The sequence below is a fragment of the Nitrospira marina genome, assembly GCF_059568365.1.
Genome location: NZ_JCANTH010000001.1, coordinates 4,267,172 through 4,287,811, shown reverse-complemented (window position 1 = coordinate 4,287,811; position 20,640 = coordinate 4,267,172). Strand labels below are relative to the sequence as shown.

At 48.1% G+C, this 20,640-nt stretch carries 16 protein-coding genes; 12 read left to right on the top strand and 4 right to left on the bottom strand.

Translation table 11 applies throughout. The features are described 5' to 3' along the window. Positions 1-294 precede the first annotated feature (294 nt). Both LX98_RS18510 and LX98_RS18505 read left to right on the top strand, forming a co-directional pair. Positions 295-735 (top strand): hypothetical protein, encoded by a 441-nt coding sequence (locus LX98_RS18510; protein ID WP_496430257.1) that lies wholly within the window; start codon positions 295-297, stop codon positions 733-735. A 111-nt stretch (positions 736-846) separates the two neighbouring features. Beyond that, positions 847-2,160 carry a matrixin family metalloprotease gene (locus LX98_RS18505; RefSeq protein WP_496430256.1) on the top strand — a complete coding sequence of 438 codons (1,314 nt, stop codon included), beginning with the start codon at positions 847-849 and terminating at the stop codon, positions 2,158-2,160. Between the two features lie 111 nt (positions 2,161-2,271). Here the strand turns inward: LX98_RS18505 and LX98_RS18500 are convergent, their stop codons facing one another. Then, positions 2,272-3,198 (bottom strand): SUMF1/EgtB/PvdO family nonheme iron enzyme, encoded by a 927-nt coding sequence (locus tag LX98_RS18500; protein ID WP_496430255.1) that lies wholly within the window; start codon positions 3,196-3,198, stop codon positions 2,272-2,274. An 817-nt stretch (positions 3,199-4,015) separates the two neighbouring features. Between LX98_RS18500 and LX98_RS18495 the strand changes: the two genes are divergently transcribed. Beyond that, positions 4,016-4,486, top strand: a complete 471-nt coding sequence (locus LX98_RS18495; protein ID WP_496430254.1) for a hypothetical protein — start codon at positions 4,016-4,018, stop codon at positions 4,484-4,486. Positions 4,487-5,352: 866 nt separating this feature from the next. On the opposite strand, the gene ruvB is transcribed toward LX98_RS18495, so the two are convergent. Further along, positions 5,353-6,366: a Holliday junction branch migration DNA helicase RuvB gene (gene ruvB, locus LX98_RS18490; RefSeq protein WP_496430253.1), complete on the bottom strand. Its 1,014-nt coding sequence runs from the start codon at positions 6,364-6,366 to the stop codon at positions 5,353-5,355. 156 nt (positions 6,367-6,522) lie between these two features. Further along, positions 6,523-7,080, bottom strand: a complete 558-nt coding sequence (locus LX98_RS18485; RefSeq protein ID WP_496430252.1) for a hypothetical protein — start codon at positions 7,078-7,080, stop codon at positions 6,523-6,525. Positions 7,081-7,241: 161 nt separating this feature from the next. Between LX98_RS18485 and uvrA the strand changes: the two genes are divergently transcribed. After that, entirely contained in the window at positions 7,242-9,776 is a 2,535-nt protein-coding gene (uvrA, locus tag LX98_RS18480) for an excinuclease ABC subunit UvrA (RefSeq protein ID WP_496430251.1), read from the top strand. A gap of 6 nt (positions 9,777-9,782) precedes the next feature. Here the strand turns inward: uvrA and LX98_RS18475 are convergent, their stop codons facing one another. Continuing rightward, a complete protein-coding gene (locus tag LX98_RS18475) occupies positions 9,783-9,962 on the bottom strand; it encodes a hypothetical protein (RefSeq protein ID WP_496430250.1) in 180 nt (59 codons plus the stop codon). 860 nt (positions 9,963-10,822) lie between these two features. Here LX98_RS18475 and LX98_RS18470 point away from each other — a divergent pair. The 8 genes from LX98_RS18470 (at position 10,823) to LX98_RS18435 (ending at position 20,562) form a co-directional block, all read left to right on the top strand. Next, positions 10,823-11,713 (top strand): farnesyl diphosphate synthase, encoded by an 891-nt coding sequence (locus tag LX98_RS18470; RefSeq protein ID WP_496430249.1) that lies wholly within the window; start codon positions 10,823-10,825, stop codon positions 11,711-11,713. 130 nt (positions 11,714-11,843) lie between these two features. Further along, positions 11,844-12,830 (top strand): hopanoid-associated sugar epimerase, encoded by a 987-nt coding sequence (gene hpnA / locus LX98_RS18465; RefSeq protein WP_496430248.1) that lies wholly within the window; start codon positions 11,844-11,846, stop codon positions 12,828-12,830. A 595-nt stretch (positions 12,831-13,425) separates the two neighbouring features. Beyond that, positions 13,426-13,827, top strand: coding sequence for a phage holin family protein (locus tag LX98_RS18460; RefSeq protein WP_496430247.1), 402 nt, complete (start codon positions 13,426-13,428; stop codon positions 13,825-13,827). Positions 13,828-13,969: 142 nt separating this feature from the next. Next, complete coding sequence (locus LX98_RS18455; protein ID WP_496430246.1) at positions 13,970-15,772, top strand: ATP-binding protein; 1,803 nt, start codon at positions 13,970-13,972, stop codon at positions 15,770-15,772. Positions 15,773-15,955: 183 nt separating this feature from the next. Further along, positions 15,956-16,309, top strand: coding sequence for a hypothetical protein (locus LX98_RS18450; RefSeq protein WP_312645824.1), 354 nt, complete (start codon positions 15,956-15,958; stop codon positions 16,307-16,309). Between the two features lie 160 nt (positions 16,310-16,469). Then, positions 16,470-17,537 (top strand): SAM-dependent methyltransferase, encoded by a 1,068-nt coding sequence (locus LX98_RS18445; protein ID WP_496430245.1) that lies wholly within the window; start codon positions 16,470-16,472, stop codon positions 17,535-17,537. A 373-nt stretch (positions 17,538-17,910) separates the two neighbouring features. Continuing rightward, complete coding sequence (locus LX98_RS18440) at positions 17,911-18,141, top strand: hypothetical protein (RefSeq protein ID WP_312645826.1); 231 nt, start codon at positions 17,911-17,913, stop codon at positions 18,139-18,141. 600 nt (positions 18,142-18,741) lie between these two features. Then, positions 18,742-20,562, top strand: coding sequence for an SLC13 family permease (locus LX98_RS18435; RefSeq protein ID WP_496430244.1), 1,821 nt, complete (start codon positions 18,742-18,744; stop codon positions 20,560-20,562). Positions 20,563-20,640: the final 78 nt, after the last annotated feature.

Genomic DNA, 20,640 nt, shown 5'->3' with positions numbered 1-20,640 from the left:
TCAAATAAAATAGATTAGGGCGATATTTATTTAATTGGTCATGAGGCTTAGGGAAATTTTGAGAGCCAATGCTCCAAAGGGATATCCTCCCCGAATGAATTTGTTACTAAGGATTTTATCCATTTAGATACAATGTGTATCGAAAAAGAGAATGTATGAATAGCCAAGGATAAGGTGACAGATCGAGAAAGAAGAATACGAGCTGGATATTCCCTAGGTTTTTTCTTAACCCCCCCATGTATGTCATACTGCATTATCATGGGAATAGGTCTTGCTTTATGAAAGGAATACCTTATGACATACACACCATTGGAAGATGCTCGACTGTTTCTTTTTAGGCAAACCGGGTTAATTGGGTCTCTTCGACTTGGCCTGACCTTGTTGGTAATGGGGGTCATGATGATGGGGGCCAGCAAGGGGTGTGCAGAGGCCAAGCCTCCGGAAACCCTCGCTCCTGCTCCTCAAAGTATTGCGGTTTATGCTCTTTCGCGTGGGAAAGGGGTACCTGATCAGGCCAACGAGGTGCTGGCCGACTCTCGAACCCTTCTCAAGTCTGCCCAGGAACGCGGGGAGGTCCGGCGATTGGTTGAGCAACGCATTGGAATAGAAGGGGAGACGAGGCTCTGCGCGGAATTTTCTGATGTGGAATCGGCTCATTCAATAATTGAGCAGATTCAACAACTCGGCGAGGGAGTGGATTTGATCAACGTAAAAGTTGAGCCCTGTCCTCCATGATCAACTTCTATTCTCCACGAATCTTTTTGGGGTAGACGGCATCTATTGGTTCCCCTGGTTCTCTGGTTGATCAGCAGGGAGGTTCATCATTACTTTCAAAGGAGTGGAATTATGAAAAATTGTCGACTTTTTCTCAAGCAGACATTGACGGTGATAGGAATAGTCATCGGATTGACTGCCTGTTCCCAACTTCATACAACTCCACCACCAGCTGTTGACAGTGGGCCCAAAAATTCCCCGGACCAGGGCAAGCAAATTTTGTCGGATAACGCAGAACAGAAACGAGACGAGTGGAAAAATAAAACCTTTGAGGAGTTTAAAGCCCAAACGTACAAGGAACCATTTGAAGGTGGAAAATATATTGTGAACGGTGATACCCCTATTCTCAATGAAAAACTTCTACAGGAATTTTTTGAAACTCGAATAAAGAAGTCGATCAACTCTCGCGAGGGAGTTCGAACGAAATTAACCGTTCATCAAGTCAATGGTCAGGACGCAGTGTGGAATTCTATAGAAAAAAGGCAACTGACCTACTGCGTTAGTAAAACATTTGGCGCGAATTATGAAAAAATGAAGTCCGACATGGAGGCGGCCGGGAATGCATGGGAGGCCGTGGCTGCTGTTGATTTCATTTATGTGGGAGGAGAGGATGATTCATGCACGGCGTCTAACCCGAATGTGGTTTTTGATGTACGCCCGGTCAACGTGAATGGACAATATCTGGCTCGAGCCTTTTTCCCGAATGAACAACGGTCCTCACGAAATGTCTTGGTGGATAACAGTTCTTTTCAACTGGATCCAAATGGCAAGCTGTCGCTACAAGGGATATTGCGACATGAATTAGGTCATACGATTGGATTCCGGCATGAGCATAACCGCCCGGATTCGGGTACCTGTTTCGAAGATAGTAATTGGCGGCCGTTAACCAGTTACGATGCCTTCTCGGTTATGCATTATCCGCAATGCAACGGTAAAGGGGATTGGACCCTGACCCTGACCAACATCGATAAAAATGGGGCAGCGTGTTTGTATGGCCCTGCGCAGGGATTCACCATTGATACCGCAATTTGTCAGGGACCCGTCGAACCGCCGGGACCGATAGCCTGCGGACCCAAAACGGAAACGTTTGTCGGACAAGGTGTGGCCAAGAATGCAGAGAAAACCTATGGCCCCTTTATGGTGGTTACGGGAACATTAGTGGAAGTGGTTATGCATGGAGAAGCAAATCCCGGTGATCCCGATCTCTATATTCGGTTCAACCAGGATCCCACAACGACTGCCTATGATTGCCGTCCTTATCTCTCGGGTGCGGAAGAAAAGTGTGTCCTTGATGTGCCCACCAATGGGACTGCGGTCCATGTTAAAGTTCGGGGATATTCAGACGCGCATTTCAATCTTACCGTGACTCATACTCCTACACATTAATTGCTCAATGCATCTGACCAGGGCAGAGAGGCTTTAGCCTCCCTGCCCTGGTCCTGTTGAAACGCTGGGATAAAGACAGGTTCCGGATAAGTTAATGAGAGATTAGCTGTATTAGGGGGAGGATTGAGCACAGCGAAAGCCGATGTTCGCGGAACGTTCCCCTGGAATGGCCCCCCCACGAGTCGCTGACCGCAACATGACCGGCCGACTCTTCCATGATCCGCCCCGTACAACCTTATAACGCCCTGATTTGGGACCAGGCGGATTCCTTGCTGGCATGATGGGGTAATAATCTGGTCCCAGCCAATCATTAACCCATTCCGCGATATTACCAGCCAAATGCAATATTTTATAAATACTTTGGCCATCCTCGAAGCTATCCACCGTTGCAACCAGAGGAATTTCATGGACGTGGTATTGTCCGAATACGGCTAAGTCCGCTGTCGGGTCCATTTCCCCCCACGGAAAGATGCGGGCAGATTCCCCTCTTGCCGCTTTCTCCCATTCAGCTTCGGACGGCAGTCTCTTGTAATGATGTTCGCAAAATGCATTGGCTTCCTCCCATGTGATGTAGAGGGCCGGCCAGGAAGCGAGTGCCTGGTCAGGAATGAAATGCACACTAATGAGATGCCAAATGAGTCCCCGTAATTCCTGAGAGACCGGCCTGTTGGTCGTGAGCAGAAATGCCAGATATTCGCTTAAGGTGACTTCATAGCGATCCATGAGAAATCTATCCACCCAGATGTGACGTTGAGGGAATTCCGTGTCGTCATAATGCATTTCAAGGCTATGCCGAAGATCGTCTCGACGATTGGTCCCCATCAAAAATACTCCTTCGGGAATGGTAACTTGTGGGGATGGTTTGGCCAAGCTGGCGATATGGGCGATATGCTCATCAACTTCGTCGGGAGGCAGGTGGGTCTCTCCGATTGCCAAACAGGAAGATCCCCAGAGAACCCCTATGGAAAGAAAGGCCGTCAACAAACGATAATGTAGGAGTCGAACTGCTGTGAACGCCAGGAAGAATGTGTGAAGCATGTTTCTAGTCGTGTATGGGAAGTCAAACGAGGGCAGTCTACGTGAAGGGCACTTTGGGAGCAAGCCGGAAATAGCTGGAGATGCAACAGGTCGAGTCGATGATTAGGTTCGAAAATCACCGGGTAAGAGGATTAGGGAAATTTGAAATTTTGTCTATGGCCACAGCCTGTACCCGTGCGAAGTGAATCAGCTTGGCGCAGGGCATGTGGTATCCGGCTATGCCAGAAATTGTAAGGCGGGCGAGCAGAAAAACACCCACAGATGCCGGATTCAATATCAATACGCGTTTTTATGACTTGGCAATCTTGCGGAAGGCGCTGGTCTCAAGACTCGTAACAAAAGTGTATAACAAGGCTGATACAAAAAGGAGATTTCTGTGAGTGGTGGTATTGCTGCGTTGATATGTGCCTGCTTGGTCCGTATAAATCTTGACGATGAGGTCCGTGTATTTGAGCTGTATTAAAGGAATCACCTGAGTACACCTGAGTCGTTAGGGATTGTTTTGTCTGGTTTCTCTTCAAGGGCAGGAGCGGGAGTTGCATCTGTCATGGGGTTGTCCAGGAACAATTGGCCGATCGGTCCAGGGTCCTAGCCATCAATAATCATGTCAATCATCAGGCAATGTTTGTATCCTGCAAAGTCTTGAAAGGCTTGTGGGCTTGGCCCAAAATGAGAATTTACTGATTGTCACGGATGAGTTCTTGGCGAGGATGTTTGTGGAGCGTTTAAACAATAGGCCAACCATTAGGGTATTTGCGAGGGGAACATGATTAACCATATTTTCTATTCTGCTTTTCGCATGGAGGAGTGTGTCTGCTTGAAAATGGTCTGTGGTCTACTCATGGTAGGCACTCTAGCCGCATGCGCAGGAGATAGGTATCAGCAGCAGTCGGATATCATTAAAGGCCATGTGGAAATGTTCTATGGTCATTTACAATCACATCGGGTTGAGCAAGCCATGTTTGAAAATGAACAGATTGAGGTACTTGCGCTCAGAAGTGAAGAGCGCTTGCTCCGTCGTGTAGGCCAGATGAGGCAGGGTGAGAAAACGCAGGAATGGAAAATTATTAAAACGGCCAAAGAAACAGCTGCGGAAAATTGGTTAGCATTGGCCCGTTATTTTTCGGAAAACCAACAGTACAACAAAGCCCTGGGCACTTATCGACGGATTATTGAAACCTACCAAGGCCTAGCCAACCAATTTTATGTCGATCGTGCGAAAAGGGAATTGCGGGACGTGAAAGCCATCCTGGATCCTGGGGATCTGCCAGTAGCCCCTGAAAAATAGTCTTGCCTGGCACCGGGTTTTTTTTAATTTTCTTTTAAATGGATGGAGGTATCTATTGTCCCAGCTCCAGGGTGAGGAATAGAAAATTTCCTCTATACTATATTTATTCAAAATGTTCATGAAGTCTAAGAATTAGGTGGGTGTTTCTGAGAAGGCACAGGAGAGTGCGTATTTATTGGGCATAAAAACTTTCTCCTTCTACCGGTGGGCACCAGGCCTTTACAATTTGAACATTCTGAATTGTGCAGGGGGAAAAACTGGTGCAATATACTTGAGGAGCGACCGCAGTCATGTGGGACCCCACTTTGGATTCAGACGCAAACCCCTCAGGCCACGGAGCGATACCAAAGGCCCACTCTCCATCCAGGCTTCTCGTGTCTTCATAATACACGTTAAAGCCAATGAAACCCCTCCCAGATGTTGTGCAATAATTATTGTAGGGTGGTAATTGAATATCAACATGGAAAATGTAGCCGTCTTCCACCCAGGAATCCCCAAACTCGATAATTAGTTCATCAGCCGAGGCTGAGGTTATCAGACTCAAGGAATAGAAAAAGGCAAAAAAAACACCGGAACCCAGAATTAAATACTTCAATGATGCTGAGATTTTCCTGTGAAAAGAATGAAAGGATGATAAGACGCGTAAATTCATTTGGATATCCTCTCACTGCTGTTTTATTGGATTAGATAAACATATTCTATTCAACTGACACATGACATGTTTGTCAGTTTCTCCTACTATACCGATTATTTTTCAGATACCGTCAATACAGCAAACGAGGGGAAGGGGTCGAAAGCGTTTTTAAATAAAAGTGAGAGAGAAAAAGTGATTGGTGGATAAATTCAATGTAGGAGGGAAGATCGGGTCAGATCCCAATCGAAAAGAGATTCGGATTTTCTCCAAAATGTTCCAAACCTTTTGAGGTGATTTGTCGCCCTCGGGCCGTTCGATCCAGATATCCAGATTGAAGCAGAAAAGGTTCGTATACATCTTCTAATGTGGATTTTTCTTCTTGGACCGCTGCGGCCAATGCGTCGATGCCAACCGGTCCTCCCTTAAATTTTCTGATAATAGTCAAGAGTATTTTGCGGTCCATTTCATCAAAACCTGCCTGATCGACTCCTAACCATTGTAAGGCTTCCTGTGCGACAGATCTCGTGATCCGTCCTTGGGCCTTGACTTCTGCAAAGTCACGCACACGTTTGATTAATCGATTAGCAATACGGGGAGTCCCACGAGCCCGGCTGGCAATTTCTCCCGCCCCTTCATCCTCAATGTGGATTCCGAGTAGTCTAGCGGAGCGGGCAATGATGACCTGCAAGTCTTCAGGCAGATAATAATCCAATCGATAAACAAGCCCAAAGCGCTCTCTCAGAGGAGAGGTGAGGGAGCCCGCACGTGTCGTGGCTCCAATGAGGGTAAAAGGTGGGAGTTCTAATTTCATGGTGCGCAGGGAGGGGCCCTGTCCAATCACCAAATCAATTTGGTAATCCTCCATGGCAGGATACAATACCTCTTCAGCCGCTGCAGGCAATCGGTGAATTTCATCGATAAATAGAACATCCCGTGGCTGAAGATTTGCCAAAATGGCGGCTAGGTCGCCCGCGTGGGTGAGTACCAGTCCTGAGGTAGAGCGAATCGTTCCCCCCATTTCTTTGGCGATAATATGAGCGATGGTGGTTTTTCCTAACCCAGGAGGTCCATAAAAAATGGCATGGTCCAAGGCTTCTCCTCTACCCGTTGCCGCGTCAATACAAACCCGAAGCGATTCTTTCATCCGTTCCTGGCCGATATACTCCGTTAAGCGTTGAGGTCTCAAGGTCCCTTCAAGGCTTTGTTCTTCTTCTATGAGATGAGTGGTAAGAATCCGGTCGTCCATATATGGAATCAGTCTAAACCGAACTATTGGAAGAAATGCATTCTTGACGATGTTGGGAAAATAGAAGAGGGAGGAGAACTCCCTCTTTCGGGAAATGACTCAATAACTGAATACAGGCTGCGAAGTGAGATAAAACTAAGGCTCCAAACAGGCCTCCTAGAAACCTGAAAATAGATCCTGGCAGCCAAGGCAGAATTCCACATTTACTTGCCGTTCAAGGAAATTCACGAGAAACCCTTGCTTTTCATACAAGAGTTTGGCACCCATCAGTGTTTCATTGGGAAAATCCTCTGGTCCCAGCAGATCGCGTATTTCTTTTGTGGATTTGGCCCCGAGAATGTGTCGGAAGATTCCACGGACTTTATGGGCAAATCGATTATTTATAAATATAAGATCCACTTTCCCATCAGTGATACGGACTCCTGCCATTGCACCAGTTGGATTTTCTTTGTCCCACAACAGAATAAAGGTGCCCTCTTGCTCTGCCCGAACACCGGAAATTCTTGCTTCGACAAGGGCCTCCACAGCAATGGCTTCAGGGTCCCCTAATTTCACTCGATAGAGTGAAATTTCTGCGGCATTTATTTCCTTCGCCTCTTCAACGCTGTTGCGAGTGAGTTCGTATTTGGCGGCCCATCCTGGTGAAGAAATAGTCAAAAGACTCGTCAGAATAATAGTGGCAGTCAGGATACATGCTGCTTTCAGATTCTTCATGAAATTCCTCATCAATAAGGGAAATGAAAATAAGGTTGGGGAAAAAGGATACGATTCCGTCTATACAAAAGAGATACATGAAGCCTGCAAGATTGTATCCGACCTTTTGTGTAACGGTCAATTCCATTGGTCAAAGAGAAGCCACAGTCAAGGGGATTCGTATGATATACTCGGCTTCCATGAACAACTTTATCGTGATTAGGGGTGCTCGCCAGCATAATCTCAAGAATCTCGACCTGGAGATACCTCGGGATCAGTTGGTGGTCATTACGGGCTTAAGCGGATCAGGTAAGTCATCTTTGGCCTTTGACACGATTTATGCCGAAGGCCAGCGTCGATATGTCGAATCGCTCTCCGCCTATGCCAGGCAATTCCTTGACCAAATGACGAAACCCGATGTGGATTCCATTGAAGGGCTTTCGCCTGCCATATCCATCGAACAAAAGACGACGAGTCACAACCCTCGGTCTACGGTTGGGACGGTCACGGAGATCTACGATTATTTTCGTCTACTATTTGCCAGAATCGGACAACCCTTTTGCTATCTTTGTGGAAATGCCATTGCGGCGCAAACGGTACAACAAATGGTGGATGCCATAATCGGGCTTCCTCTTGGCACAAAAATCCACATATTGGCTCCCATTGTGCGAGGACGTAAAGGCGAATATCGCAAGGAATTATTGGCAGCTCGCAAAGCTGGATTTGTTCGGGCTCGTATTGATGGAAACATTCGGGATCTCGGGGAATCAATTAATTTACATAAACAACGTAAGCATTCCATTGAGATTGTGGTTGATCGACTCATCGTCAAGCCAGAGATCGGGGTGACTCGGCGTTTGGCCGATTCGGTAGAAACGGCCCTCAAGATGGCGCAAGGACTCGTTGGAGTGCTGACAGAAGATGATCAAGTCCGGGTCTATAGTGAACACCTGGCGTGTATTCAGTGTGGTGTCAGCTATTCAGAAATTTCCCCAAGAATTTTTTCATTTAACAGCCCTCATGGTGCGTGTGATGGATGTGATGGTATTGGGTATGAAGCTTCCAGTCATTCTGAATGGGAGGAATGGACCTTTGATACCCCCTGTGCGATGTGTGGCGGAGGTCGACTGAGGAAGGAAAGCCTTGCCATAAAAATTGGAGGGCAGTCTATTGCTGAGGTGACCCATCTGTCTGTGGGGAATATCTTGGCATTTATGGATGCGTTAAATCTCACCGATCGCGAACAGATGATTGGGCAGCGGGTGCTGAAAGAGATTCGGGAGAGGCTGGAGTTTTTGCTCAACGTCGGATTGGGCTACCTCACTCTGGATCGCCCTTCCGCCACTTTGTCCGGAGGGGAGGGACAACGGATTCGATTAGCCACACAAATCGGATCGGGGTTGGTGGGCGTGCTGTATATCCTGGATGAACCCAGTATCGGATTGCATCAGCGGGATCACCGCCGGTTACTCCAAACATTGTTACGATTGCGTGATATGGGGAATTCCGTGGTGGTGGTTGAGCATGATGCCGAGACCATGCGCGCTGCGGACTATATATTGGATTTAGGGCCGGGAGCCGGTGTGGAAGGTGGACAATTAGTTGCTCATGGTCCTCCCTCGGTGGTGATGGATCATCCAGGCTCGCTGACCGGCCAATATCTCAAAGGGAGCCGCCGCGTGTCCTTGACCCAACGTGCACGGCAGGCCAAAGGATTTTTGACCGTCGTGGGTGCCAAAAAGCACAATCTTCAGCACGTGACTGTAAACTTTCCATTGGGCCTGTTGACCTGTGTTACCGGTGTGTCAGGGTCGGGGAAAAGTACTCTGGTCGTAGATGTGTTATTCCGATCTCTGGGACAGGGTTTTTCACAGAAGAAGCCGGTGTTTGAGGGGTGTCGGGACATACGTGGGCTTGAGCAGCTGGATAAACTTATTGATATTGATCAGTCCCCAATTGGACGGACTCCTCGTTCGAATCCCGCCACTTATACCGGCCTCTTTAGTTTCATTCGTGATCTTTTCGCGCAATTACCGGAGTCTCGAGTGCGAGGCTACAAGCCAGGCCGCTACAGTTTCAATGTCAAAGGTGGACGATGTGAAGCTTGTCAGGGTGATGGCCTCATAAAAATTGAAATGCATTTTCTCCCGGATATTTATGTGACCTGTGAGACTTGCAATGGTCAACGGTACAATCGCGAAACCTTGGATGTGACTTATAGGGGCCGAACGATTGCAGAAGTCTTAAACATGACCGTGGCTGAGGCCTTGGAGTTTTTCGTGAACATTCCGCCACTTCGTACCCGACTGCAAACCTTATCAGATGTGGGCCTCCATTACATTAAACTCGGGCAATCGGCGACTACTTTGTCAGGGGGGGAAGCCCAGCGTGTCAAGCTTTCCAAGGAGCTCTCGAAACGATCCACAGGTCGTACGCTCTATATTCTGGACGAACCGACGACGGGACTGCATTTTGTGGATATTCAACGGTTGCTGGATGTACTCGACCGGTTAGTGGAAGCCGGAAATACGGTCCTTGTGATTGAGCATAATGTGGATGTGATTCAGAACGCGGATTGGGTCATTGATTTGGGGCCGGAAGGTGGAGATCAAGGAGGATGTGTGGTGGCGGAGGGCACACCGCAATCCGTGATGAAGGTCAAAGCCTCATGGACAGGGCAGGTGCTGCTAGAAGATTTTAAAAACCGGTCCTCCTGAGGAAGCCTAGGTTTTTTTCTTGTAAATATTCAGCCCGATTTTTTCTTCTCGATCGGGTATCGAGACATTGCCTTCGGTTGAGGCAATGATCGTCGTTTTGCCCGATGAAGAAGGCCCAAAATCCTTCGACAGGTCTACCGTAATTGTTAGCATCGTTCCGTTGACAGTCAATTCCACATTTTTCATGGTTGTATCCTCTCTAGAAGTGCAGATCAATACAGGTGAAGAGTGCTGGCAGAATTGCTGCCCTACTCTGACAGGCCCGCGAGGACCAAGAGTGCTCCTGCACCGATGATATAGGGAAGAGCGCAGGTATAGCATACCGATTCAAAAGAAGAATATTTCCACGTGGAAGTAGGGCGTGACAAATGGTTCTTATAAATGAATTCATATGAGAAAATAAGCATACCAATGGTCAGGACAAGCACCCGACTGGTTCGGGGCCACGTGTAGAGACCAACGAACAGATAGCTGGCTGTATGAAAACCACTAAATGCACAAAGGATGGGAGCCAGAAAAAAATGGAGAAATGATGCTGAAAGTCGAGGAGAACACATAGCTTGTGGGGTTGAAATCCCTGGATCTTCCATTATTTGACTTCGGCAGGCACCGAAGGGGTGGGCATGGCAGGTTGGGGGAAAGTCTGCTGGTCTGCACACGTTTTGCACACACGCGGGCGTCTTTTCAGATAGGAGACCTTTCCACTAGCCAGACAACTATAATGAACGAAATGTTCACAGATGCTGCAACGAGACCATCCTCCACGGAGCATGGTAAGGTTCCGGTACAGGCCTTCATGACATACGCCGCACAATTCGGGTTCGATACCCAATAACAGGGGCTCCCAATCTCCCGCTCGATTTCGAATACTCATAGAAGAAAAGTATACTGAGTAATTCAGATGAAAACAATGAAGAATACTTTTTGACCCGTTTACTGAGTCTATGTCCCTGGATTTTAGGATCACAGTTTGACACTCCAAAAATCCATTTGATAGGGTCACCAACGATTCCATCCATCCTTCCACGTCGTCAACTCGCTCCTTTGTGAACATTCAAGCCTATTTAGACCAACAGCGCCAACGGGTTGACCAGTTTTTGGAGAAGAGCGTACCTCTGCTCTCGGCCAATCCTCAACGATTGTATGAGTCCATGCGGTATAGCCTACTGGGTGGAGGAAAACGCATTCGTCCGATTTTGACAATTGCCGCTGCCCAGGCGTTGGGGTATGACCGTGACGCCATGTTACCGTTCGCCGCTTCTTTGGAGTTTGTTCATACGTACTCTCTTATTCATGATGATCTTCCGGCGATGGATGACGATGACTATCGGCGAGGCCGGTTAACCAATCACAAAGTATTTGGCGATGGCATGGCGATTTTGGCAGGTGATGCGTTGTTGACGATGGCGTTTGAATTATGTAGTCAAGTTGATGGCACAGAGGATTTCTCGGCCGCTCAGCAGTTAGCCATTGTGCGGGAACTGGCAAATGGTTCTGGCCACCAGGGAATGGTGGGCGGACAGGTAATGGATATTCAGGCTGAAAATCAGGAGATTGATTTAGCTCACCTCCAACGAATCCACACCTTTAAGACTGGGCGTCTGATTCGTGCCGCAGTCCGGATCGGCAGCATTATCGGCGAGGCCACGACCCAGCAAATGCAATGTTTAAGCGACTATTCCGAGGATATTGGGCTGGCCTTTCAGATTGCCGATGATGTATTGGACATGGTGGGGACACGGGAGGAATTGGGAAAGGATGCAGGGACGGATGAAAGAAGAGGGAAGCGGACCTATCCTTCATTTTTTGGGATTGAAGGCGCGAGGCAACTGGGAGAGGAATGTGTCCAGCGGGCGATGGCCCGATTGAGTACTTTTGATAAACAGGCTGACCCCTTACGACACATTGCCACTTATATAATGGCGCGACGGTCTTGATCTTCTCTAGTTTGGCGCTGCGGTCTTGACGCGACATGACACAGTTTTCCACCCCTTCTCATTGACAACAGTTTGGTTGGTGCAGGTCATGCTGTATTGTTATTGAGGGCATTGGCAAGCTCGGATTTTTATGAAAGTACTCATTACAGGGTCTTCGGGTTTCATTGGGGCTGCGGTGACACGAGCAGTCATTGCGAAAGGCGATGAGGTCCGTGTACTAATTCGGCCCACAAGTAATCTGAAAAATCTTGAAGGGTTACGCGTCGAAACTGTTCAGGGAGATTTGCAGGATCCCTTGTCCCTCAAGAAAGCTATTGCCGGCTGCGAAGGGCTTTATCACGTGGCGGCGCATTATGCGTTGTGGGATCAAGATCCTTCTATCTTTTATGCCATCAATGTCGAGGGGACCAAAAATTTATTCCATGCAGCAAGGGAATCAGGCGTTCAACGAATCGTCTACACTAGCACAATTGGTGCGATCGGGTTGCCTGATGAAGGAGGCCTTGGAAATGAAACATTCTTTCCTTCCTTGGCCCAATTGGCAGGGGATTATAAGCGATCAAAATTTTTGGCTGAGCAGGAAGTCCTCCGCATGGCTCAAGAGGGGTTGCCGGTGGTTATTGTCAATCCAACGGCTCCAGTAGGAGAGCGCGACGTCAAGCCCACTCCAACTGGCCAAATTATTGTAGATTTTATGCGTGGCCGAATGTTGGCGTATATTGAGACCGGGATGAATTTGGTGGATGTTGAGGATGTGGCCATAGGGCATATCCGGGCGATGGAGCGCGGTCGGGTGGGTGAGCGGTATATTCTGGGAAATCAAAATCTTACACTGAAAGAAGTATGTCAGATGCTCAGCCGACTAACGGGAGTGCCTGCCCCGCGGCTTCAATTGCCTTGGAGGCTTGTCCTTCCCATGGCGCATGTGAATCAATGGATTGCCAATCTGGTGACCCATCGTCCACCCAGGATTCCTTTGGAAGGAGTGCGGATGGCCAAGTATCATATGCATTATGATTGCACGAAGGCGCGCCAGGAACTGTCGCTTCCCCAAACCCCGGTGGAAACAGCACTCAAAAAAGCCGTGCAGTGGTTTCGCCAGCACGGATACGGCTGATCTCTCCTCCGCAAGCTTTGCTCATCACCATTACAATGCCAAATTGTGGAATCTATTTTTCTGCTCGCCCACATTGGTATCTCATGCCCGATGCTTTTGTCTTTTTAGTGCCATTTCCTGTGTGGGAATAAAATCTTTGGATACCGGCTGACAGGCAGATTTTTCGGTCTCACGCAATCAATGTTTTTATGGGTGAATAGGCCTCGACCCAGACGGAATGCCTATGCGGGGATGGGCGGTCGTCGGATTACCCTCTTATTCTTCGGTATCGTTGGATGGAGCGGGGCCGAACGCCACAGACTCCATTTCTCGTGAGGTGGTGAAATGGTAATTGCTATTAGGTATTGGTCTCTAGTATGGCATCCTGACCTTTGATTTGTGGGGCTTCTGAGTTGGGGAAATACTGATGAGCATAGAAAGTTGCTTAATATACCTCTTGCTCACCACTGTCCTATTCTCTTCATTGTGGAGAGGGTGGTTCAATTCCATTATTGCCGAGTCTTGAGACGGGATGAAGTGGCATCCTCAAGAATTTTGACCCCATTGCGGGTCGTGTCGCTTGAGGCCACTACCGCAGGGCCGTTATGATGCAACCATGAAGGGATTTCTAATTCGATGCGGGATCACGGGGTTTGCGGTATTGTTGGCAAGCCAAATAATCCCTGGCATTGAAATTACAGGGGTTGCGTCAGGGATTGCCGCAGTGGTCATTCTTGCATTTCTCAATTCCATCATCCGTCCAGTGCTTTATCTACTTTCAGCCCCATTTATTTTTGTAACCTTAGGGCTATTCATGGTTCTCATTAATGGATTCATTCTTTATCTGGTATCAATTCTGGTGAAAGGATTTATTGTCTCTGGATTTTGGCCAGCAGTGGGTGGCGCGATTATTATTAGTCTGGTTAGTGGAGTATTAAATCTCTGGATTTCCGAGCAAGGCCGAATAGAAATCGTCACGCCTCCTTCATCGGGTCGAAAAATTCGCCATATAAATTAACGGGACAACTCCTTGGATATTTCATCCTAGCGTTAAGGAGAGGTTCAGGAATTTTTGAGGGCTGGGAAAAGCCCTTCGCCCCTTAACCATCGGAATTTCCGACAATTCATTGTGCGCAAATATTCTGAGAGGAAACGCATGCATGTCCAATCGTCTTGAATCCACACTAGCGACCAAGCAACAAAGTACCCTTCAAAAGATTCTGACCTCCGTGGTCAATGAGGTCGGGATGGAGGCGGTCTTGGTCGCAATTATGACTCATGATGGTGGACCAATGGTCGAGCAGGTTTCCCGTGGGTTTTCCCCTAGAGAAGTCCGCGCGATTCTTCGAGCTCTTTCAATGGAGGATTTGAAAAGTTTGGCCGTTCGTAATGGAGTAGGCGGGGAGTTGGAGAGCGTACTCAGAATTCGCATGGTGACTCCTGGGAGCAAGGTTGCCTTGGTCCTTCCCTTAAAGTTTGGCGGCCGGGTGTATGGCACACTGGTATTGGCCAGGAGAGAAAATTCCGCGCTAACCAAAAGAGAAAAGACGACTCTGTCCACTAATGTCTTACATATTTCCACAGAATTAAAGAAAGCGGGACTATTTGGTTCCTCACTGATATTGAGCAAGCCAGTAGTGGGTAATGAACCTTTGGCAGTAGGTGTGGCTGGGGAAGAGGGGCCTGCGCCCGTGGCGCGAACGTATTCGAATGCGGAAGTCCAAGAGCGGATAGGGAGCATTTTGACGGAAGAAGTCAATGGGGGGCTGTCCTTTGATCGCGGCTGGGTCAGCATTTATGACCCTCTTGCCGCGACGCTAGAAGTGTTGGGTGTATTCGGAACTCAGAAAAAAGATGTGAGCCCAGGGCAGCTTCTCTCTCTAGATGATTCGGCTTCCGGATGGTCTGTTCGTCATCGAAAGCCTCGTTGTGACAATAATTTGGCTTCAACCCAAGGGCGTTTTCACGACTATAAACAGCTCTATCGTGATCGCTTCGCGTCGACCATTGTCGTTCCTTTTTACGTCAGGGGACGAGTGGCGGGGACTGTTACGTTAGCGTCAAAAAATCCCAATAATTTCGATCAAATTGGGAGCGAATCAAAAAGCCTCGAGGCCATTACCACTAAATTGGTGGAATTATTTGAAGACCCATCGTGTCATCTCTCCGTCATGGAGGTTGCCCCGATTCAACCCGAGCAACCTGCTCTTAAAGGGCAGGTGATTACTGCTCAATCCGAGGGAGGGGATGTTCGTAAGGAAGAGCGACGTGCCGCACTGCATGAAGTGAGCTCGTTTCTGGCTACAGAAATCCGTGAACCCATTGGGTTCATCAGGGCTCAGTTAGAAGAAATTACGACCGATGCCGACCTTGATTTCGATTCGCAAACCCGTGTGGAAAATGCCATGCGGGATATGATTCGTATTGAAACGGTCTTAAATGAAATTCTGGATTTTGCCAAACCGTTGGAACTTGATCGGAAAATGTGCCGGGTTCAGGATTTATTGGATAAGGCTTTTTCGTTGGTGTCGACGGACATTCGCGTCAATCGGATTGAGGTCCTCAAAAAAGTGCCTGCTCGGTTGGCCCAAGTCCGTTGGGATGAAGTGAAAATGCAGCATGTATTCCTGTGTATTTTCAAAAATGCCATTGAAGCCATGTCTCCAGGAGGGCATTTGCGTGTGGAAGTCATGCTCACTAGAGCTCGAAAACCGGAACTTCAGATAATTATCGCCAATGATGGAGTGCCCATACCGGCCGAATTTGTGGATAAGGTGTTTGAACCCTATTTCACCACAAAACGATCAGGGACTGGATTGGGTTTGGCGACCGTGAAAAAAGTCGTTGAGGAGCACCAGGGTCAGATCAGTATCGCTAGTGAGCCAGAAAAGGGAACGACCGTCACTATTCTTATGCCAGCCCCACGACCAAGAACTCCATATCGGCCACGCCGTCCAGCTTGATTGAACCAAAGAAAGTACCTGAAGGGGTGCCATTTCGAAATTTTTGCCATTTTGTTTGGGTAAGCTTGACACTACCGGCCAATCTGAATAAGATCGCCTCTTCTATTTGAATAAATTGGGCTATGTACATATCCAGACCATTTTCTATTGTTAACCAGTCATAACCAACAAAGGAGCGGTCTTATGAAAGGGATTGGAATTTTTCTTGGAACGGTGGGTGCTAGCACCTTCGCCCTATCAATGGCCTTTGCCAATCCGGGGTTATTACCAGCTCATCCGGGGTATCCGGCTGCTGGAAAGTCTCCAGTGACCGGTCAAGCTACGGCTAATGATCCTGGTCAAACGAACGCTGGAGGAGAAAAGAGTCTGTTGTCTTCTCAAGAATTTGGCAGCAAAGCTGCTATGAATGATGTTAGTGATCCTAATCGTGGCCGGATCCAAAAGTCGGCTGGTGCCGGTCGGTTGCCTGAAGTCGAAGGCCCACTCAACAAAACCAACCCGAATCCGGCCGGGGCCAAATCGACTGTTATTAAGTAATTTACTTTTTGCAGTGTGAATACTCAGGGGAAGGGTGCCAGCAATGGCACCCTTTTTTTTGTGTGACATATTTTCTCCGCATCATTTTTCATGATCTGCTCCTACCTCGTTCTATGCCATTTTTCACTCACACAACCAACAAATTTAGCCTGGACTTGTCTTGAACCGGATTGATACGGAGCTTGGAAAGGCCTTAAAAGCCAAAATTCGAACGCAAGGGCCAATGACCTTCAGGGAATTTATGGCGGCGGCTTTATATGACGAAACTATGGGGTTTTATGCGAAGGCACCCAAAATTGGGAGTCCCGATGGGCCGTTTGACACTAATGCAAGATTTCCGGCTTTCGGATATGCCATTGCGCAAGCCATCAGGTATGCCGAGAAGGCGTTGGGATTTCCCCTGCGGGTCTTGGAATTAGGTGGAGGAACAGGCCAGTTGGGGAACAATATTATTTCTTGTCTTGAAAACGGTCATGAATACCTAGTTCTAGACCCAAGCCCTGGGTTGCGAGACCAGCAAAAACAAAAAGGATTGCATGCGATCAACAATTTGGACTGTTTAACTCCAGGACCGACATTTGTGTTCGGGAACGAAGTGCTTGATGCGTTACCCGTTCATCGAGTAATGGGAATGGGCCATGAAGAAGTATTGGAATTGTATGTGGATCTGGATGAGGATGGCGAGTTTTGTGAGCAACCATGTACTCTTTCAACGAGGGAGCTAGCCGAGCGGTTGAGTGACGATAGGGTGCAGCTTGGGCGAGGGCAAGTCGCAGAAATCTGTTTGGAGTTGAAACCATTTCTCAAAAGCATAGGGAGAGTTGTGGATCCAGGGTATGTAATTTTTATCGATTATGGTGATCGCGCCTCAAATTTATATTCACATCGGCATAGAAATGGGACTCTACGTTCCTACCATCACCAGCACCAAGTGTATGACCCGTTTTTCGCTGTGGGCCAACAAGACTTGACGGCAGACGTGGATTATACGGCTGCTTGCTTCATCGCAGAGAAAGTTGGTTTTGAGGTAGCAGGGCCTATCCCGCAAGGAACATGGCTGAGAAATCTTGGAATTCTGGATTATAAAGGGCCAAAGGGTCTTAGAGAGTTTGATCAAGAAGAGATTGATGTGCTCACTAGGCCAGCCGGCTTGGGAAGTACTTTTGACATTCTCGTATTCAAAACAAAGGGTCTCCCTGATGGGCCAGGTCTACAGCCTATTTCATAAGAGGACCTGTCAAAATATCCACTAGCCTGCCAAATCTCACCATATTTTTCTTTAAACCGACATAGGCGAAAGGGGATTGTGGTGAAAAATAAGTCAAAAAAATAATTTTTTTAAAAACGAGCATGGTGCCTAAATTTTAGTCAATGTTTCCAGCACACACAAAATATGTGTTGGCTCTTTTTTTTTATCACAAAATATTGTAGACTCCAAAAATTCATTCGATTGTCTAGTGATCTCCTTTCATTTTCCGCAATCATACACACCTAATTAAGTGGTGCTTTTCGAGATCTCACGTGGTGCGTGGCACGCGTGATGCACTGACTCACCTGTTGAGAAGAGTGGGAAGCAGGAGGCTTTCAAAGGAGGGAGAGTTATGAAGTGTGTACGATGTGATGGGCTTATGGTGGTTGATGACTGTCTGGACATCAAGGGGGCGATGGGTGAACTTTGGATCAAAGCGTATCGATGTATTATGTGCGGGAACCTGATGGACCCCGTCATTAATCATCATCGCACTGATGGTCCGGTTCAGGCGCAGGTTATTCCATTTCGGAAGCGGCTACGGAGAGCCCCACGGACTCCTGTTGCTCGATTGACGGCCTAAAAAGGCGGACAGAAAATTTTGAGAGATCGGGTGCGACTTGGGAGGAAAAACTCTCTCAGGTACCGATTGACTCCTGGTTCAGGATGAAGTTCTCGTGCTCCGCTGTGGCCGGGACCTGGCACCAATAGATTAAGTTCTGGGTTCTTCCGGCGTTTCTGAATCGGGTGAGTTTAAATGTAACTTTCTTATTCACATGGCCTTGGTATAGTCCTTTCCTCGAAACTCTGCTAATTTTTCATCTGCGGCTATTCTGGCAGGACTGCTTGAGTTTGACTGACAATTTTTGCTTTAGTTATTTATTGGGCATGCCCTCCGTGGGGATATGGGCGATCTCCAAGCCGGCATTCAGCTCTGCATGCTTGGACTCACCTTTTCCGGAAGAATCCCAACCAGTCCCTGAATACTATTTTTCCCCTGCCAGTTGGGAATCGTAGAACATTTCATTCCCAACGTTGATACGCTATATTGTTTAAGAAGTCTGAAATTGATCTGAGTAGGCTATGTAATGGCGTATTGTTATAGATTTTAGGAGAGTTTTGGCCGCTTCCCTCCCCGTTCCATCCCCATCATCGATGCCCAGATAGAGGATTCATCTCATTTGTGAACAGTGACCACCTCTTTTTCCTGGGCCTAATGGGAATCCTGTTGGTGCTCTTTATCTGGGAACGATGGCGCTATGATTTGGTCGCCCTCAGTGCTTTGCTTCTTTCAACTGTGTTGGGGTTCGTCCCCTCCGAAGAAGCATTTTTAGGATTTGGTCATCCTGCCGTGGTCACCGTGGCGGCTGTGTTAATTATCAGTCGTGGATTGAGTAACGCGGGGGTCGTGGAAATTCTTACGCGCTATGTCAAGGGTGCCACGTCTTTTTCCCCTTCCCTCCATGTGGCTGTCTTATCTTCTCTTGGTGGATTGATTTCAACCGTCATGAATAATGTGGGAGCCCTGGCGTTACTGATGCCGGTGGCTATTCAATCGTCCGTTGAGGCCAAGCGGTCTCCGGCCGTGGTGTTGATGCCCTTGGCTTTTGGAACGATTTTGGGCGGTATGGTTACTCTTATTGGGACACCTCCCAATATCATTGTAGCCCATTACCGCGCAGAAGTTACCGGCGAGCCGTTCGGGATGTTTGACTTCACTCCTGTAGGAGGAATCATGGCGCTGGTGGGAATTCTCTTTGTGGCGCTGGTGGGTTGGCGTCTCATTCCCATTGCTCGACGGTCTCAAAATGCGCCGCAAGACCTGTTTTCAATACAGGAATATTTAACAGAGGTTGAAGTGCCTGAAAATTCTAAGGCAATAGGAAAATCCCTGTCTGAACTGGAATTGGCCACTGAGGATTCTGACGCCTTAATTATTGGGTTGGTGCGGGGTGACCAATCTATTCGGGGGGCGGCATGGAGGGAACACATTCAAGCTGGCGATGTCCTCGTCCTTGAGGCAGGACCGCAGGGTATTAATAAATTTGTGTCCACATTGGGTTTGAAGTTAACAGGAACCCAGCCCAAGGAGGAGGTTCAGGAATCTGAAAAAAAGCCATCCGCAGGTAAGGATGGAGATATGCTGTTGGAGGCTGTCATACCTCCTGATCGTTCTTGGTTGGTCGGGCGGATGGCGGGTTCTTTAAAGCTGCGAAGCCGTTTCGGAATTAACTTGTTAGGAGCATCTCGTCAAGGCACTCCTTACCGTGGCAGGCTGAGGGAATTTCGGTTCAAAGCCGGCGATGTACTGCTGCTGCAGGGAGAAAAAGACCGGGTTCTGGAAGTGATCGGACTCCTCGGATGTCTTCCCTTGGCCGAGCGAGGAATTCAGTTGGGGAAGCCTGGTCAGGCGTGGCTGGCTGGGGGGGTATTCGCCCTGGCCTTGGGCAGCGCTATGTCCGGTTTGGCGTCACTTCCGATTGCATTGATTTGTGCCGCCTTGGGGATGGTGCTTTTCAATATTGTATCTCCGAGGGATGTGTATCAAGCCGTGGATTGGCCGGTCCTGGTATTGTTAGGGGCTATGATTCCTATTGGGCAAGCGCTAGAACGAAGTGGAGCAACGACTCTGTTGGCTCAGTTTCTGGTTGGCATAATGGAGGAGTTTCCTCCCGTAATGCTCTTAGGCCTAATTATGGTAATGACGATGACCTTGTCGGATATCATGAATAATGCGGCAACGGCCGTCGTCATGGCACCATTAAGTGTCGCAGTGGCCCTGAATCTTGGGGTGAATACCGATCCCTTTCTCATGGCGGTGGCTATCGGGGCATCGTGCGCCTTTTTGACTCCAATAGGTCATCAAAATAATTTGTTGGTCATGGGGCCCGGAGGATATCGATTTGGGGACTATTGGCGGATGGGATTGCCTTTAGAGTTGTTAATTCTTGTGGTCTCCCTTCCTCTCTTAGTCTTCATGTGGCCCTTAACGGGTCAAGGGTAACGCGTTTCTGAGTAAGAATTAAGAGGAAAAAGTGGCTTTCTCATTCCGAACTCATTCTTCCCGAAAGGCCTCCCGCAT